The following is a 14,988-nucleotide window of genomic DNA, read 5'->3' on the forward strand; positions in this document are numbered from 1 at the left end:
TGAAGGGCCTTATCCCTGCCCCAGCGAGATGCGCATGACGGCGAAAGCCGGTCAAGCATCCGCTGCTGGCTGTTTTTGGGTGTAGCTAAGAGCTTCTAAGCAGAACGCCGCGCCACGATGAAGAGACGGGGAAAGCGCAGCAATACCTTGCCGCTTGCCGTTTTCGGATAGGCTTCGCTGATCCTGGCCGTGTAGCGCTTCAGGAAAAGCTGCCGCTCGTTCTCGTCGAGCGGATCGAGGAACGGCTTCAGCCCCGTCGACTTCACCCATTCGACGATCGCCTCGGCATCGGCCAGCGGATGGTTGTAGATCGTGTGCCAGATATCGAGCCGATCCGAGAATGGCGACAAAAGGTCGTAATAGAACGCGACCGGCGGCAGCGGCGCGCGGGCCGCGCGCTCGAGCTTTTCGGCAAACGGCATCTCGGCCGCGGTCTCCCGCATCAGCCGGTGCGAAGGCTCGGCCATATTGTCCGGCATCTGCACGGCAAGCGCGCCGCCGGGCGCCAAAAATCCCATCAGCCGCTGGAAGACCGCCGGATGCTCCGGCAGCCATTGAAACACCGCATTGGCAAAGATCACGTCGACCGGTTCGTTCGGCTGCCACGCCGCCGCATCCGCCAAGGCAAAGGTGACGCCGGGCAGGCGCGCCTTCGCCTTCTCGATCATGTCGAGGGAGGTATCGAAGCCGCTGATCTGCGCCTGCGGCCAGCGCTCGACCAGCAATTCGGTCGAATTGCCCGGCCCGCAGCCAATGTCGACCACCCGGCGTGGTTCCGGCACCGGCACCTGCGCAACGAGATCGCGCGCGGGGCGGGTGCGCTCGTCCTCGAATTTCAGGTAGAGGGCGGCGGACCAGTCGGCCATCTTGGTTCCTCAGATCATTTGAGAATTCGCCGCCCTGTAAATGTCTTACCGCGTCAGCCGCTTATACGTCATGCGGTGCGGATTGACCGCGTCCGGGCCGAGGCGGCGGATCTTGTCCTGCTCGTAATCCTCGAAATTGCCTTCGAACCATTCGACGTGGCTGTCGCCCTCGAAGGCGAGGATGTGCGTCGCCAGGCGATCGAGGAACATGCGATCGTGCGAGATGATGACGGCGCAGCCGGCGAAGCTCTCGAGCGCGTCTTCAAGTGCAGCCAGCGTTTCGGTATCGAGATCGTTGGTCGGTTCGTCGAGCAGCAGCACATTGCCGCCGGTCTTCAGCATCTTGGCCAGATGCACGCGGTTGCGCTGGCCGCCGGACAGGTTGCCGACCTTCTGCTGCTGGTCGCCGCCGCGGAAATTGAACGACGCGCAATAGGCGCGGGTGTTGGCTTCGAACTTGCCGAGCTTGACCACTTCGGCGCCGCCCGAGATCTCTTCCCAGACCGTCTTGGTCGGGTCGAGCGCGTCGCGGCTCTGGTCGACATAACCGAGCTTGACCGTCTCGCCGACGCGGATGGTGCCGGCATCGGGCTTTTCCTGGCCGGTGATCATGCGGAACAGCGTCGTCTTGCCGGCGCCGTTCGGGCCGATGACGCCGACGATGCCGCCGGGCGGCAGCTTGAATTCGAGATCGTCGATCAAAAGCGTGTCGCCAAAGCCCTTCGACAAGCCCTCGACCTCGATCACCACATTGCCGAGCCGCTCGCCATGCGGAATGACGATCTGGGTGTCGCTCGGACGCCGCTTGTCGGCTGCGTCCAGCAGATCCTGGAACGCCTGGATACGGGCTTTCGACTTGGTCTGCCGGGCTTTCGGGCTGGACTGGATCCACTCGCGCTCGCGGCCGATCGCCCGCTGGCGCGCATCGTCCTCGCGGCCTTCCTGCTTGAGCCGCTTGGCCTTGGCTTCGAGATATTTGGTGTAGTTGCCTTCGTACGGGATACCGCGGCCGCGATCGAGCTCGAGGATCCAGCCGGTGACATTGTCGAGGAAGTAGCGATCGTGGGTGATGATCATCACCGCGCCCGGATAGGCCCGCAGATGCTTTTCCAGCCACGCCGTCGTCTCGGCGTCGAGATGGTTGGTCGGCTCGTCGAGCAGCAGAAGGTCGGGCTGGCGCAGCAAAAGCTGGCAAAGCGCGACGCGACGGCGTTCGCCGCCCGACAGCTTGGTGACATCGGCCTCCTTGGGCGGGCAGCCGAGTGCCTCCATCGCCATCTCGACCTGCTGTTCGAGATCCCAGAGGTTGAGCCGGTCCATCTCGTCCTGCAGCTTGGCCGACTCGTCCGCCGTCTCGTCGGAATAGTTCATCATCAATTCGTTGTAGCGCTCGATGATGGCGGTCTTGGCGGCGACGCCTTCCATGACGTTTTCGAACACGTTCTTGTTCGGATCGAGCGCCGGCTCCTGCGCCAGGTAACCGACGGTAGCACCCTCGGCCAGCCAGGCCTCGCCGCTCCACTCCTTGTCGATGCCGGCCATGATCTTGAGGATCGTCGACTTGCCGGCGCCGTTGGGACCGAGGATGCCGATCTTGGCGTCCGGATAGAAGGACAGATGAATGTTCTCGAGCACCTTCTTGGTGCCGTAGGCCTTGTTGAGGCCGGCCATGTGATAGATGAACTGGCGTGCCACGCGCGCTTTCCCTGAAAAGTCGACTGATGTCGGATTGAATGGAAGTTGGGGGCTATGTAAGCGATGCGGCCGCGAACGGCAAACAGTTTTGGCCCCAAGCGGATTTGGTCGCACCCACAAACGCTTAGCCGCTTCATTTCGTGCCGGCGCCCAGGCGAAAGCTCCGGTTAACCATTCCGCGTCAAACAATGTTGGATGGGAAATCGCTGGCAGCCGCGATTTCGGGGAGAGAGATCGGGCCGTGTTGAACAGTTTCCTGCTTTTTGCCGAAGCGGTTCTCTATTTCGGCATCATGGTCACGCTTTTCCGGTTCAGGGGCCGCATCGGCCTCGGCGTCTTTGTTTGCGCCCTTGGCGTCATGCATTTCCTGGAAACCTATCTCGCCAGCGTCTTCTACGTCGCGCTGCCGTTCGGCATGGTATCGCCGGGTTCGGCCGTGCTGTTTTCCGGCAAGCTGGTCATGCTGCTCCTGCTCTACATCAAGGAGGACGCGGCAACGGTCCGGCAGCCGATTTATGGCCTGCTGCTCGGCAATGCCCTGATGATCGGGCTCGTGCTGATCCTGCGCCTGCACGACATCGCACCGCTGCCCGACGGCAAGCTTCCCGACATCGGCTTCATCGACGAGATGGGCTGGCTGATGGTGTGGGGCACGACGCTGCTGTTCGTCGACGCCATCCTGATCATTCTGCTCTATGAAAAGCTCGGCAAATATCTGCGCAAGGCGCTTTTCACCCGCATCCTGGTCTCCGTCGCCTGCGTGCTCACCTTCGACCAGGCAGGCTTTTTCACGGCGCTGCATTTCGTCACCGGCGCGCCGGTCGCGGTGTTCTTCGGCGGCTGGTTCGCCAAGATGGCAGCGGCCCTGGTCTACAGCACCATGCTGGTCGGCTATATCAGGTGGTTCGAGGCGCGGCAGGTGCCGGCGGCGCGCGGGCTTTCCGACATTTTCGACACGCTGACCTATCGCGAGCGCTATGAGGCGCTGGTCGAGCATGTCGGTCGCGACGGCCTCACCGGCCTCCTGCACAGGGGGCGCTTCGACAGCGATGGCGAGGCCGCCGTCGCCGCCAGCCTGCGGACCGCCAGGGCGCTCAGCCTGCTGATCATCGATGTCGACCACTTCAAATCGATCAACGACCGCTTCGGCCACGCCGAGGGAGACAAGGTGCTGAAAGCCCTGGCAATTTTGCTTGGCGAACTTGTCGGGACCGAAGATCAATTGTTCAGGATCGGCGGTGAGGAATTCGCCATCCTCGGCTGGCGTCCGCAGCCGCTCGCCAGACTGCTGGGCGAAACCGTCAGGCAAGCGGTCAAGACGTCCGCGAGCACCAGCCGGTTCGACATTACCGTCAGCGCCGGCATCTCGACGGTCAGCGAGACGACCCGTTGCCTTGCCGATCTCTTTGCGCTGGCCGACCAGCGTCTCTACAAGGCCAAATCCACGGGACGCGATCGCGTTGTCGGCGAACCGGGCGGCAACGAAGCAGACGCCCGCAACACATGGACCAGGCCGGAGCGCAGCGCCGGCGCGTAACGCTGCCCAGGCCTGCGATTGGCTCAATCAGGATTGTTTGCGCCGCTGCCATCCGCCGATCGCAACCGAAACCGCCATCAGCGCGATCGCCAGCCATTTCAACGCGGTAATAATCGGGCCGGCTTCGATGTCGTAGGCAATGAACAGAAGAATGCCCGGTACCAGCAGGCCGCAGAGCACGAGCGTGATCCGGTTGATCTGCCATGACACTTTTGCCGCAAGCGCCTGGTCGCCGGGCACGGCGACAAGCGCGGCCCGCATTGCCTTCGGCGCCACCAGCGTGGTCGAAAGACGCAGCGAAATCGGCAGGCCGATGCCGATGATCAGGAAGGCGCATGCCGCCAGGAGCAGCGAAAACTTGATCGCACTGGTTTCGGCCGGTACCGGGAACAGCAGCGCCGCCAGCGGCAGGAAGACACAGAATATCCCGAGCGCGGCAATGGCGATGAAGATCGCCGCGTTGACCAGCGTGAACAATTGGTAGGTGCCGCCGCCGACGGGTTTGGCGAGCGTGGTCATGCGCGCCCACTCCACTTCGGTGTAGGAAAAGCCCGGCCACTCCATATGGCCGTCGCGGATCGCCGTCATGCCCTTGGCCCAGAACGCCAGCCGCGCCAGCGCGCCGCCCGTCATACCACTCATCGCCACCCCCTATGAATGATGCCCCCGGGATCATACCATCCCCGGTGCAAAGCGACAGTCGCGTACGGCCTGTTTACTGGAACCCGACGGCATCGACCGCGCCCTTCGGGCAGCCAGCCTTGGCTGTCGGCGCCGAGGCAAGCAGCAGGGCACCGAGCGAAGCGTTCGAAGCGATCGGGCCGGTCAGGCCGAGCGTCAGTTCGCCGATCAGCCGCCTGCCGTTCGAAGGATCGACCACGCAGGACACGCGGACCCGGTCGCCCGCGCCTTTGCCGAAGGCACTGTCGAAGGTGCTGCGGATCTGATCGGATGTCAGTTGCTTGCCGATGTTCTTGATGAAGAGATCGCGCACCGGCGACGCATTCATCGCGCGCATCAGGTTCAAAGCGACGGCGAAATACTCCTGCTGGCTCTTGCCGTAGCAGGTGCCGTGCTTGATCCATTCATGCCTTTCGAGGGCGGATGCGGTGCCCGGCATCACCTGGTCGAGTTCCGCTCGCGTTTTCGGGTCAAGGGTGACCGGCGGCAAGTCTCGCCAGTGCGCCGGATCGTCGTTCGCCTTGTCGCTTGCGGCGACCTGGCAATAGAAATTTCCGTTCGGCTGCGGCCACAACCCATGCAAGGTGAAGTGGGTCGCCTCGAAACCGGCGGCGGTCTGCGCACGGCATTCGGCCTTGCTGGATTTGGTCTCGCAGAAAGCCGGCTGCCAGCTCAGCGCGAAGACATATTCCGGCTTTCCGGACGCCGATGGCTTGTTCGGCTCGGCAGGCGCCGGTGCAGCCGGCATCGTCGACGCGCTGCCGCCCGAAACACGACCGCAGCTGATCTTAACCCAGCGGCGCTCCGGATCGGCGCCCGGCACGCGAATGAGATAGTGCGTGGGCGCGTCCTTGTTGCCGGCCAGCAGATCATAACTCTGACCAGCCGCGGTCGAGACATTGCCGGGATTCTTGCCGCTCTTGATCGCCTGCGTTGCCGGACAGGCGGCATCGGCGACGAAAGAGCCGGTCATCTTCACATCGGCGCGCGCCGCGCTTGCGCCAGCAAACGCAAGAAACACCGCCCCCCATATCGCCCAAATCCGCATTCCGGCACTCCTCGTGATTCACGCCGCAAGCTAGAAACTTGCGACATGTCAGAATTACGATTTCTTTCGCCCGGCCGTAAAAACAATCGCCAGCGCATTGAGACGGCTCCCGCGCGGTCGATCAGGATCCGCCCGCCTCCACCCGTTCCGTCAGGGTGCGCAGCAGATCAAGCGAGGCTTTCAGCGCGTCGGCGTCCATACCCTCCGAAACACGGTTCGCCCAAACATGCTGGCGTGTGCCGATATTCTTGACCGCTGCCCGGCCGGCATCGGTTATCGACAACAGCTTGGCGCGGCGATGCGCCGGGTTGTCGGCGTAGGCGGCAAGCCCCTCCGCAGCCAGTATGTCGGCCAGCCGCTGTACACTCTGACGGGCGAGACCCATGTCGCGGGCGATGTCGGCCACAGATTTCGGCTCCTTCAAAACTGCACCCAAAACCTGCCAGCGCGCTGCCGTCAGCCCGGTTGGAGCGGCCAGCCGCTCGGCCGCATCCAGAAAACTGCCGTTCATCCTGAACACGGCAAGCACCAGTTCGGTGAGCACATTTGCCGCTTCGGTCCTGGTCGTCATTTCTGGCCGGCCTCGATGGTCGCGACGAAATTATTAACGGCTTCGGCTACGACCTCCGGCTTGTCAAGCATCACCCAATGGCCGCTGCCCGCCACGATCTGGCGCGGAATGTCCGTGCGCAGCCGATAGAGCGCGGCTGGAGTGTCACTGGCCTCGGTAGCCAATACGAACATAGGCCCGCGATACGCATCGAGTGCCGGCTCCGGGTTCCATTCGGCCAGTGCCTTGCCGACACCTGCCCTCGCCGCCGGATCGACCACTGCCGCATCGGCCAGAACACGCTGGCGAACAGCCGCGTTAGGGCCGGCAATCGACGTGTAATAGGCGTTCAGGACATCACGGCCTTGCGGACCGGCCAGATCGCGGACAAAGCCGTCACGAATCGCCTGCGGCAGCGCACGAGGATCGGTCGCCGGGTCGACGAGCAAGACACCGGCGACCCGGTCGGCATGGCTGGCGGCATAAGCGAGCGCCACGCCACCGCCGCCGCTGTGCGCGACAATGAGAAACCGCTTCAGGCCAAACGCGTCGGCCACGGCACCGACATCCATTGCACGACCGTCATAACCATAGTCACCGTCCTGCGCCGGCGCGGAGGCGCCATGACCGCGAAAATCGAAGGCTACCGCCTCGCGGCCTTCGACGGAGAGCTGCATCACCCGGTCCCAGTGGGAAGCGCGGCTGCAATCTCCATGCAGGAACATGATCGGCAGGCCATTGCCGGCGTTGATCCTATAAGTGGCAAGCTGGCCTTGCGGGCCTGGAACAGTGGACGTCATCATGGATCATCTCCCTGGTTTCCTGACTGAACGCAGCAATCCCTGACAACAGGGTGGCCGTCGTGAAGGCGAAGCCCGCCAGCAAGATTGCACGCCGCGAAATGGCCCCGGTGGTTTTCATAGTCATACCCCCAATCTGCCGCTGACCATTTGACAGTATGCTGTCATGTAGTCACATTGACAGCATGCTGTCAACTACCGTCGAATGGGTACCCTACGTCCCTTGACGTCGATCGCTGCGTCGCCCAACAGTCGCCGACGGGAGCGAGACATGCCATTTGACAAGCAGAGGATGCTGGCATCGCCGACCGGCGCCGAGCTCAACCTTTATGTGAAACACGCCATCGGCCAACCGCGCGCCATTGTCCAGGTCAATCACGGGTTGGCCGAGCACGCGGCGCGCTATGCCCGTTTCGCCGATTTCCTTGGCGAGCGCGGCTACCAGGTCTACGCGCACGACCACCGTGGCCACGGCGCCACCAAGGCGCCCGACGCACCACCTGGCAGGTTCGCCGATGCGGATGGCGGTGCCAAGGTCATCGCCGATGTCGCCGCCGTCCATGATCTCATCGCCAGGGAACAACCTGGCCTGCCGGTCATCGTCTTCGGCCACTCCTTGGGCGCGTCGATCGCGCTGAACTTTGTCCTCCGCCACTCGGCGCGCATCCATGCCGCCGCGATCTGGAACGGCAATTTCTCGGCCGGACTGCTCGGCCAAATCGCGCTGGCCATGCTTGGTTGGGAAAAGTTCCGGCTTGGCTCAGACGTGCCGTCGCGCCTGCTGCCCCGGCTGACGTTCCGGGCCTGGGGCAAGGCGGTGCCCAATCACCGGACGCCGTTCGACTGGCTGTCGCGCGATGCCGTTGAAGTCGAGAAATACATCGCCGACCCGCTTTGCGGCTGGGACGCGTCGGTGTCGATGTGGCAGGACATCGTCATGATGACGCTGCATTGCGGCAGCGACCGCAATTTTTCCGGCGTGCGGCGCGACCTGTTCGTCAATCTGGTCGGAGGCGAGCAAGATCCGGCCTCGGACGGCGGCAAGGCGGTCAGCCATCTTGCCGGCCGGATGCACATGATGGGTTTTTCGAATCTCGTTTCAAAGGTTTACGCCAAAACCCGCCACGAAAGCCTGAACGAGATCAACCGAGACATCATCATGGAGGATTTTGCCGCCTGGGCCGACCGCGTGCTGAGGGCACAGTGATACTGGCCCATTGCAAGGGCCGTGACAGCGGCGCGCGGGATTGATAGAGGCTGCGCTTTCGATCAACCACGGTGATCCATGACTGAGCCTCCGCTCAAAGGCATCCGCGTCATCGAACTCGCACGCATCCTCGCCGGGCCATGGGCCGGACAGCTGCTTGCCGACCTCGGCGCCGACGTGATCAAGGTCGAGAGCCCGGACGGCGGCGACGACACCCGCAAATGGGGACCGCCCTTCGTCATCGGCCATGACGGCGAGAACCTTTCGGCCGCTTATTACCATTCCTGCAACCGCGGCAAGCGCTCCATCGCCATCGACTTCTCGACGCCCGAGGGTGCCGAGACGGTGCGCCGGCTGGTCGCGACATCGGATGTGCTGATCGAAAACTTCAAAGTCGGCGGACTGAAGAAATACGGCCTCGACTATGACAGCCTGAGGAAAATCAACTCGCGGCTGATCTATTGCTCGATCACCGGTTTTGGCCAGTCGGGACCGTATGCGCCGCGTGCCGGCTATGATTTCATCATCCAGGGCATGGCCGGCATGATGTCGATCACCGGCGAAGCCGGCCGCGAACCGCAAAAGGCGGGCGTCGCTATATCGGATGTTTTCACCGGGCTTTATTCGGTCATCGCCATCCAGGCGGCGCTTCGCCATGCCGAGAAGACCGGCGAAGGCCAGCATATCGACATGGCGCTCTACGACACCCAGATCTCGACGCTCGGCAACCAGAACCTCAACTATCTCGTCTCCGGACAGTCGCCGGTGCAGATGGGCAATGCGCATATGAACATCGCGCCCTACGAAGTGGTGCCGGTGAAAAATGGCCACATCATCCTGGCGGTCGGCAATGACGGCCAGTTCGCAAAGTTCTGCGCTGCCGTCGGCCTCGACGAGCTGGCGTCGAACCCTGACTTCGCCACCAATCCCGCCCGCGTCGCCAACCGGGCAAAGCTGCGCGAGCATATGATCGAGGCGCTGAAAGCCTTCGATCGCGACCCGTTGCTGGCCAGACTTGAGACTGCCGGAGTGCCGGCCAGCCCGATCAACAACATCGGCCAGATGTTTGCCGACCCGCAGACCATAGCGCGCGGCATGCGGCTCGACCTCGATGACGGCCATGGCAATCTCTTGCCCTCGGTGCGGGCGCCGATGGTCATGTCCGGCACGCCACTGGTCTATGAGCGCCCGTCGCCGCGTCTCGGCGAACACACCGAAGAAATCCTTGCCGAACTGGAGAGGTCAGGAAAATGAAGACCGGCGGACAACTCATCGTCGATGCGCTCGAAGCCAACGGAACGGACCGTATCTATTGCGTACCTGGCGAATCCTATCTGGCGGTGCTCGACGCGCTGCATGATTCACCGATCCGCACAATCGTCTGCCGCCAGGAGGGCGGTGCCGCAATGATGGCCGACTGCCATGGCCGCCTAACCGGCAGGCCCGGCATCTGCTTCGTCACCCGTGGCCCAGGCGCCACCAATGCCTCGGCCGGCATCCACATCGCGATGCAGGATTCAGTCCCCCTCATCCTGTTCATTGGCCAGGTCGCCAGCCACGCCAAGGGGCGCGAGGCCTTCCAGGAGGTCGACTACGTCAGGTTCTTCGGCGATATCGCCAAATGGGTGGTCGAGATCGACGACGCCGCACGCATACCCGAATTCGTCACACGCGCCTTTGCGGTGGCGACGTCCGGTCGCCCGGGCCCGGTCGTCATCTCGCTGCCCGAGGACATGCTGACCAGCCTCGCCGAGGCACCGGACGCCCGGCATTACACCCCTGTCGAGACGCAGCCCGGCGAAGCCGAGCTCGACGCACTGGAAGTGTTGCTCAACAAGGCAAAGCGGCCCTTCGTCATCCTCGGCGGTACGCGCTGGGACGCGCAGGCCGTTGCACGGATGCGGACGATAGCCGAAGCCTGGTCGCTGCCGGTCGGCTGCTCCTTCCGGCGCCAGATGCTGTTCGACCATCTCCACCCGAACTATGCCGGCGATGTCGGCATCGGCATCAATCCCAAGGTAGCAACCGCCATCAAGCAGGCCGACCTTGTGCTGCTGATCGGCGGCCGCATGGGCGAGATGCCGTCATCCGACTACACGCTGCTGAAGAGTCCCTACCCCGACCAGACGCTGGTCCATATCCATGCCGACGCCGGCGAACTCGGCCGCGTCTACCGGCCGGCGCTGGCGATCAATGCCTCGCCTGCCGCTTTCGTCGAAGCCTTTGCCAGACGCAAGCCGGCCGCAACGCCGGTGTGGGCGGCTGAGGCAGCGAAGCTGCACGCCGCCTATCTCGACTGGTCGACGCCTCCGGAGAGCGGCCCCGGCGCCGTCCAGATGGGGCCGATCATGAATTATCTCGAAACGATTCTGCCGGACGACGCCATCCTCGCCAACGGCGCCGGCAACTACGCCACCTGGGTGCATCGCTACCATCGCTTCCGGCGTTTCGGCACGCAGGCAGCACCCACATCCGGCTCGATGGGCTACGGCACGCCGGCGGCGGTCGCCGCCAAGCAGCTTTTCCCAGACCGCGACGTGATCGCCTTCGCCGGCGACGGCTGTTTCCTGATGAACGGCCAGGAATTCGCCACCGCCGTGCAATACGGGCTGCCGATCATCGTCATCGTCGTCAACAATGGCATCTACGGCACCATCCGCATGCATCAGGAGCGCGAATATCCCGGCCGTGTCGTCGCCACGGACTTGAAGAATCCCGACTTTGCTGCTTTGGCCCGTGCCTATGGCGGCCATGGCGAGACGGTGGAAAAGACCGCCGACTTCGCCGCGGCCTTCGAGCGAGCGCGGGCCAGCGGCAAGCCGTCGATCGTAGAGATCAGGCTCGACCCTGAAGCCATCACGCCGACCCGCACGATGACCCAGATTCGCGACAAGGCCTGACAAAACAGGATGATTGCCCTGTTTTGTCGTCGTGATCTGCCTATTTGGCCTTCTCGATCTGGCCGCGGATCTCGCCGTCCGCGTGGGCCGCGGTGTGGATGTTGACGTAATATTTGCCAGCCTCAAGATCGGTGGCCTGGGCATCAGTCAATGTCGCCGAACCCTTGATCGGGCTCTTCAGCTTGCCTTCGAACGGCACCACTGGATCGGCGTTTTGACCCTTTGCCGCCGGGCCGTGAATGTGTGCGGCCTTCGCCGGCCCGCTGAGGCCGGAATATCTCACGGTCCAGCTGAGTTTCTTGGTGGCGGTGTTGAACCTGAGCGTGGCGGTGCCCTTGCCCTTCGTGGTGACGGGCGGGTTCTGCTCAGCGCCATTGAGCGTCGCCGTCATCTTTACGGTTTCGGCCAGAGCCGGTGACACCGAGAAGATGGTTGCAGAAATGGCCAGCGCCGAAAGCATCGGCGTGAAGGACTGGATGCGCATGGAAACCTCCGTTGTGGCACCTTTGAAGCGGATGCATCGGCACAACGATTTTGCGAGCGGATGTTTCCGCCGGTAACGTTCATTTTACATCCCACTAAAAAGGGGCGGTCGCCCGCCCCTTTTCCGCTACAAGCCAGTTTGACAGCCCTATTTGATGGCCTTGTCGGTGATCGCCGTCGTGTAGGCGCCGGTAGGCTCCTTGCTGATGATCTTCTGGTCGAGCAGCGCCTTGGCGGTGCGCTCGTAGGTCGCCGGATCGAGCTTGCCATCGGCATTGTCGATCAGCTTGGCGACTTCGCCCATCATGCGCTTCTGGTGATTCTCGTCCTGGCCGCCATTGTCCATGACGATGCCGGCCGCTTCGTCGGAATTGTCGACGGCGTATTTCCAACCCTTCATCGAAGCGCGCACGAAACGCACCATCTTGTCCTCGAAGGCCGGATCCTTGAGCTTGTCCTCCAGGGCATAGAGCCCGTCTTCGAGGAGATCGTTGCCCATGGCGGAATAGTTGAAGACGGTCAGCTCTTCCGGCTTGTAGCCGGCGTCGATGAGCTGCCAGTACTCGTTGTAGGTCATGACCGAAATGCAATCCGCCTGCTTCTGGATCAGCGGCTGCACGTCAAAGCTCTGCTTGAGCACGGTGACGCCGTCCGGCCCGCCATCGGTCTTGAGGCCAAGCTTGTTCATCCAGGCATAGAACGGATACTCGTTGCCGAAGAACCAGACGCCGAGCGTGTGGCCCTTGAAATCGGCTTCGGTCTTGACCGGGCCGTCCTTCGGGCAGACCAGCTCCATGCCGGCCTTCTTGAACGGCTGGGCAATGTTGACCAGCGGCACGCCCTTTTCGCGCGCAGCCAGCGCGCCGCCCATCCAGTCGACGATGACGTCGGCGCCGCCGCCGGCGATGACCTGCTCGGGCGCAATGTCCGGTCCGCCGGGCTTGATGTCGACGTCGAGGCCCTCGGCTTCATAGAAGCCCTTGGCCTTGGCGACATAATAGCCGGCGAACTGGGCCTGCGTGACCCATTTCAGCTGCAGCGTCACCTTGTCCGCGGCCAACGCCTGGAACGCGGCAAGCGACATCGCGCCGGCCAGCATCGAAACAACAAGTCTTTTCATGTTTTTACCCTCTGAAGTTAGCGCCCTAAACCCACCGCCCCTATCCACCACGGACAGAGGGATGCCAAAACGTGACTGCTCTCTCGAAAAGAGCGACCACGCCATAAAAGACCGAACCCGCAAGTGCTGCAACTGCGATTTCCGCCCACACCATGTCGATGTTCATCCGCCCGACTTCCGTCGAAATGCGGAATCCCATGCCGACCACCGGCGTGCCGAAGAACTCGGCGACGATGGCGCCGATCAGCGCCAGCGTCGAATTGATCTTCAACGCATTGAAGATGAAGGGTGCCGCCGCCGGCAGCCGCAGCTTGAACAGCGTCTGCCAGTAGCTCGAGGCATAGGTGCGCATCAGGTCGCGCTCCATATGGCCGGAGGCGGCAAGCCCGGCGACGGTGTTCACCAGCATCGGGAAGAAGGTCATGATGATGACCACCGCTGCCTTCGACTGCCAGTCGAAGCCGAACCACATGACCATGATCGGCGCGACGCCGATGATCGGCAGCGCCGACACCATATTGCCGATCGGCAAAAGCCCGCGCCGCAGGAACGGCACGCGGTCGGCGGCGATGGCAACGAGGAAGCCGGCGCTGCTCCCCGCCACATAGCCGAAGATAACCGCCTTGAAGATGGTCTGCCTGACATCGGCCCCCAGCACCGGCAGCGAGCCGACGATGCGTGCACCGATGGCGCTTGGCGGCGGCAACAGGATGAAGGGAATGCCGGCACCACGCGTCACCGCCTCCCAGATGATCAGGATCCAGGCGCCGAAGATGGCCGGAATGATCAGGCGCAGGGCGGTTGACGCCCAGCGCGATGTCGGGCGAAACGACGACAGGACCGTTACGCAGCGCCAGGCCAAAAACCACGCCGCGACGAGCAGCAGATAGAAGGATGCGCGAGCGCTGCCCTCATTGCCGGTTATGCCGGCGAGCAGCATCCACGCTGCGCCGTGCGCGCCAAGGAACAGCAACACCACCCCGATCATCGGTGGAAAGTTGTCGGCCTCGATTGCCACGAGCAGCAAAATGAAAATCAAAACCGTAGTTGCCATGCCGTAACCGGGCGTAGCACTGACGAGCGGCCAAAGAAGCAGCGCGCCGGCAAGCAGGACAAGCGCGGCATACCCCTGCCAGGATCGAGGCGTGATTGAGGAAAGGCTCAGGATGGAGCTCATGCCGGCCTCCCGCCCATGGCGCGGTCGACAAGGCGCCCGGCGATGCCGACGACCATCACCAGCAGCGCCGCGACCACCGACCCGGCAACCAGAGCCGACCAGATGTCGATGGTCTGGCTGTAATAGGCGCCGGCGAGCAATTTGGCGCCGATGCCGGCGACGGCGCCGGTCGGCAACTCGCCGACGATGGCGCCGACCAGGCTGGCGGCCACCGCCACCTTCATCGAGGTGAACAGGAACGGCACCGAAGCCGGCACGCGCAATTTCCAGAAGGTCTGCGAGGCACTGGCATTATAGGTGTGCATCAGGTCGAGATGGGTGAGCTCGGGCGAGCGCAGTCCCTTCACCATGCCGACCGCCACCGGGAAGAACGACAGATAGGTCGAGATCAGCGCCTTCGGGATAAGCCCGGTGATGCCGACCGCCGCCAGCACGACAATGATCATCGGCGCCACCGCCAGGATCGGAATGGTCTGCGAGGTGATGATCCACGGCATCAGACTGCGGTCGAGCGTCGCCACATGCACGATGCCGACGGCGATGACGATGCCGAGCGCCGTGCCGAAAGCAAAGCCGAGCAGCGTCGACGACAACGTCACCCAGGCATTGTAGACAAGGCTGCGGTTCGAGGTGATGCTACGCAGAAAGGTGTTTTCGAGAAAATTCACCGCCACCTGATGCGGCGCCGGCAGCGTCGGCTTCGGCTGTACCAGCGTCTTGCCGATGAATTCCACAATACCCGGTGTCTGATTGGCGCGGCGGTCGAGATCGCGCTGGAACGGCGCGTTGAGGATGACAGCCATGACGTACCAGACAACGACGACGCCCAGAAGGATCGAGGTCACCGGAACGATCTTGTCGCGAAACGAGTCCATCTAGCAGGCCTCGCAGGATGGGTGCCCTCCTCTCCCCAACGGGGAGAGG

Annotated in this window: 14 protein-coding genes; 4 read left to right on the top strand and 10 right to left on the bottom strand. The window is 63.1% G+C overall.

Annotated elements, in window-relative coordinates:
• Window positions 1-95: 95 nt before the first annotated feature.
• Window positions 96-866, bottom strand: a complete 771-nt coding sequence (tam, locus tag NKI17_RS18290; protein WP_352637259.1) for a trans-aconitate 2-methyltransferase — start codon at window positions 864-866, stop codon at window positions 96-98.
• A 45-nt stretch (window positions 867-911) separates the two neighbouring features.
• Entirely contained in the window at window positions 912-2,561 is a 1,650-nt protein-coding gene (gene ettA, locus NKI17_RS18295; protein WP_292659428.1) for an energy-dependent translational throttle protein EttA, read from the bottom strand.
• Window positions 2,562-2,802: 241 nt separating this feature from the next.
• Here ettA and NKI17_RS18300 point away from each other — a divergent pair, with 241 nt between their 5' ends.
• Entirely contained in the window at window positions 2,803-4,098 is a 1,296-nt protein-coding gene (locus tag NKI17_RS18300; RefSeq protein WP_352571800.1) for a GGDEF domain-containing protein, read from the top strand.
• A 27-nt stretch (window positions 4,099-4,125) separates the two neighbouring features.
• Here the strand turns inward: NKI17_RS18300 and NKI17_RS18305 are convergent, their stop codons facing one another.
• The 4 genes from NKI17_RS18305 to NKI17_RS18320 all read right to left on the bottom strand — a co-directional run bounded on the left by NKI17_RS18305 (window position 4,126) and on the right by NKI17_RS18320 (window position 7,180).
• Entirely contained in the window at window positions 4,126-4,740 is a 615-nt protein-coding gene (locus tag NKI17_RS18305) for a hypothetical protein (protein WP_156937311.1), read from the bottom strand.
• Between the two features lie 73 nt (window positions 4,741-4,813).
• A complete protein-coding gene (locus NKI17_RS18310) occupies window positions 4,814-5,827 on the bottom strand; it encodes a ribonuclease T2 family protein (protein ID WP_352571799.1) in 1,014 nt (337 codons plus the stop codon).
• Window positions 5,828-5,948: 121 nt separating this feature from the next.
• Window positions 5,949-6,398, bottom strand: a complete 450-nt coding sequence (locus NKI17_RS18315) for a MarR family winged helix-turn-helix transcriptional regulator (RefSeq protein WP_352456202.1) — start codon at window positions 6,396-6,398, stop codon at window positions 5,949-5,951.
• Window positions 6,395-7,180: an alpha/beta fold hydrolase gene (locus NKI17_RS18320; protein WP_352456203.1), complete on the bottom strand. Its 786-nt coding sequence runs from the start codon at window positions 7,178-7,180 to the stop codon at window positions 6,395-6,397. Before NKI17_RS18320 ends, NKI17_RS18315 begins: the two co-directional genes overlap by 4 nt.
• 268 nt (window positions 7,181-7,448) lie before the next feature.
• Between NKI17_RS18320 and NKI17_RS18325 the strand changes: the two genes are divergently transcribed.
• The 3 genes from NKI17_RS18325 to NKI17_RS18335 all read left to right on the top strand — a co-directional run bounded on the left by NKI17_RS18325 (window position 7,449) and on the right by NKI17_RS18335 (window position 11,284).
• A complete protein-coding gene (locus NKI17_RS18325; RefSeq protein ID WP_352571798.1) occupies window positions 7,449-8,384 on the top strand; it encodes an alpha/beta fold hydrolase in 936 nt (311 codons plus the stop codon).
• Window positions 8,385-8,462: 78 nt separating this feature from the next.
• Window positions 8,463-9,638 carry a CaiB/BaiF CoA transferase family protein gene (locus tag NKI17_RS18330; RefSeq protein ID WP_352571797.1) on the top strand — a complete coding sequence of 392 codons (1,176 nt, stop codon included), beginning with the start codon at window positions 8,463-8,465 and terminating at the stop codon, window positions 9,636-9,638.
• Window positions 9,635-11,284 carry a thiamine pyrophosphate-binding protein gene (locus NKI17_RS18335; protein WP_352571796.1) on the top strand — a complete coding sequence of 550 codons (1,650 nt, stop codon included), beginning with the start codon at window positions 9,635-9,637 and terminating at the stop codon, window positions 11,282-11,284. Before NKI17_RS18330 ends, NKI17_RS18335 begins: the two co-directional genes overlap by 4 nt.
• 40 nt (window positions 11,285-11,324) lie before the next feature.
• On the opposite strand, the gene NKI17_RS18340 is transcribed toward NKI17_RS18335, so the two are convergent.
• The 4 genes from NKI17_RS18340 to NKI17_RS18355 form a co-directional block, all read right to left on the bottom strand.
• Window positions 11,325-11,768, bottom strand: coding sequence for a CHRD domain-containing protein (locus NKI17_RS18340; protein ID WP_352571795.1), 444 nt, complete (start codon window positions 11,766-11,768; stop codon window positions 11,325-11,327).
• 147 nt (window positions 11,769-11,915) lie between these two features.
• The gene (locus NKI17_RS18345; protein WP_352571794.1) at window positions 11,916-12,887 is read right to left on the bottom strand and encodes an ABC transporter substrate-binding protein; all 972 of its coding nucleotides are present in this window, start codon (window positions 12,885-12,887) and stop codon (window positions 11,916-11,918) included.
• 40 nt (window positions 12,888-12,927) lie between these two features.
• Window positions 12,928-14,064 carry an ABC transporter permease gene (locus tag NKI17_RS18350; protein ID WP_031211556.1) on the bottom strand — a complete coding sequence of 379 codons (1,137 nt, stop codon included), beginning with the start codon at window positions 14,062-14,064 and terminating at the stop codon, window positions 12,928-12,930.
• The gene (locus tag NKI17_RS18355) at window positions 14,061-14,939 is read right to left on the bottom strand and encodes an ABC transporter permease (RefSeq protein WP_352906486.1); all 879 of its coding nucleotides are present in this window, start codon (window positions 14,937-14,939) and stop codon (window positions 14,061-14,063) included. Before NKI17_RS18355 ends, NKI17_RS18350 begins: the two co-directional genes overlap by 4 nt.
• Window positions 14,940-14,988: the final 49 nt, after the last annotated feature.

Origin of the sequence: Mesorhizobium sp. M0816, from assembly GCF_040320005.1 — a bacterium.
Classification (GTDB): Bacteria; Pseudomonadota; Alphaproteobacteria; order Rhizobiales; family Rhizobiaceae; genus Mesorhizobium.

What these genes read in the sequence shown, in the direction of transcription:
- NKI17_RS18315 (WP_352456202.1), bottom strand. Translation starts at nt 6,398, where the DNA reads ATGACGACCAGGACCGAAGCGGCAAATGTGCTCACCGAACTGGTGCTT.
- NKI17_RS18325 (WP_352571798.1), top strand. Translation starts at nt 7,449, where the DNA reads ATGCCATTTGACAAGCAGAGGATGCTGGCATCGCCGACCGGCGCCGAG.
- NKI17_RS18350 (WP_031211556.1), bottom strand. Translation starts at nt 14,064, where the DNA reads ATGAGCTCCATCCTGAGCCTTTCCTCAATCACGCCTCGATCCTGGCAG.
- NKI17_RS18345 (WP_352571794.1), bottom strand. Translation starts at nt 12,887, where the DNA reads ATGAAAAGACTTGTTGTTTCGATGCTGGCCGGCGCGATGTCGCTTGCC.
- NKI17_RS18320 (WP_352456203.1), bottom strand. Translation starts at nt 7,180, where the DNA reads ATGATGACGTCCACTGTTCCAGGCCCGCAAGGCCAGCTTGCCACTTAT.
- NKI17_RS18310 (WP_352571799.1), bottom strand. Translation starts at nt 5,827, where the DNA reads ATGCGGATTTGGGCGATATGGGGGGCGGTGTTTCTTGCGTTTGCTGGC.
- NKI17_RS18330 (WP_352571797.1), top strand. Translation starts at nt 8,463, where the DNA reads ATGACTGAGCCTCCGCTCAAAGGCATCCGCGTCATCGAACTCGCACGC.
- tam (WP_352637259.1), bottom strand. Translation starts at nt 866, where the DNA reads ATGGCCGACTGGTCCGCCGCCCTCTACCTGAAATTCGAGGACGAGCGC.
- NKI17_RS18340 (WP_352571795.1), bottom strand. Translation starts at nt 11,768, where the DNA reads ATGCGCATCCAGTCCTTCACGCCGATGCTTTCGGCGCTGGCCATTTCT.
- NKI17_RS18305 (WP_156937311.1), bottom strand. Translation starts at nt 4,740, where the DNA reads ATGAGTGGTATGACGGGCGGCGCGCTGGCGCGGCTGGCGTTCTGGGCC.
- NKI17_RS18335 (WP_352571796.1), top strand. Translation starts at nt 9,635, where the DNA reads ATGAAGACCGGCGGACAACTCATCGTCGATGCGCTCGAAGCCAACGGA.
- NKI17_RS18355 (WP_352906486.1), bottom strand. Translation starts at nt 14,939, where the DNA reads ATGGACTCGTTTCGCGACAAGATCGTTCCGGTGACCTCGATCCTTCTG.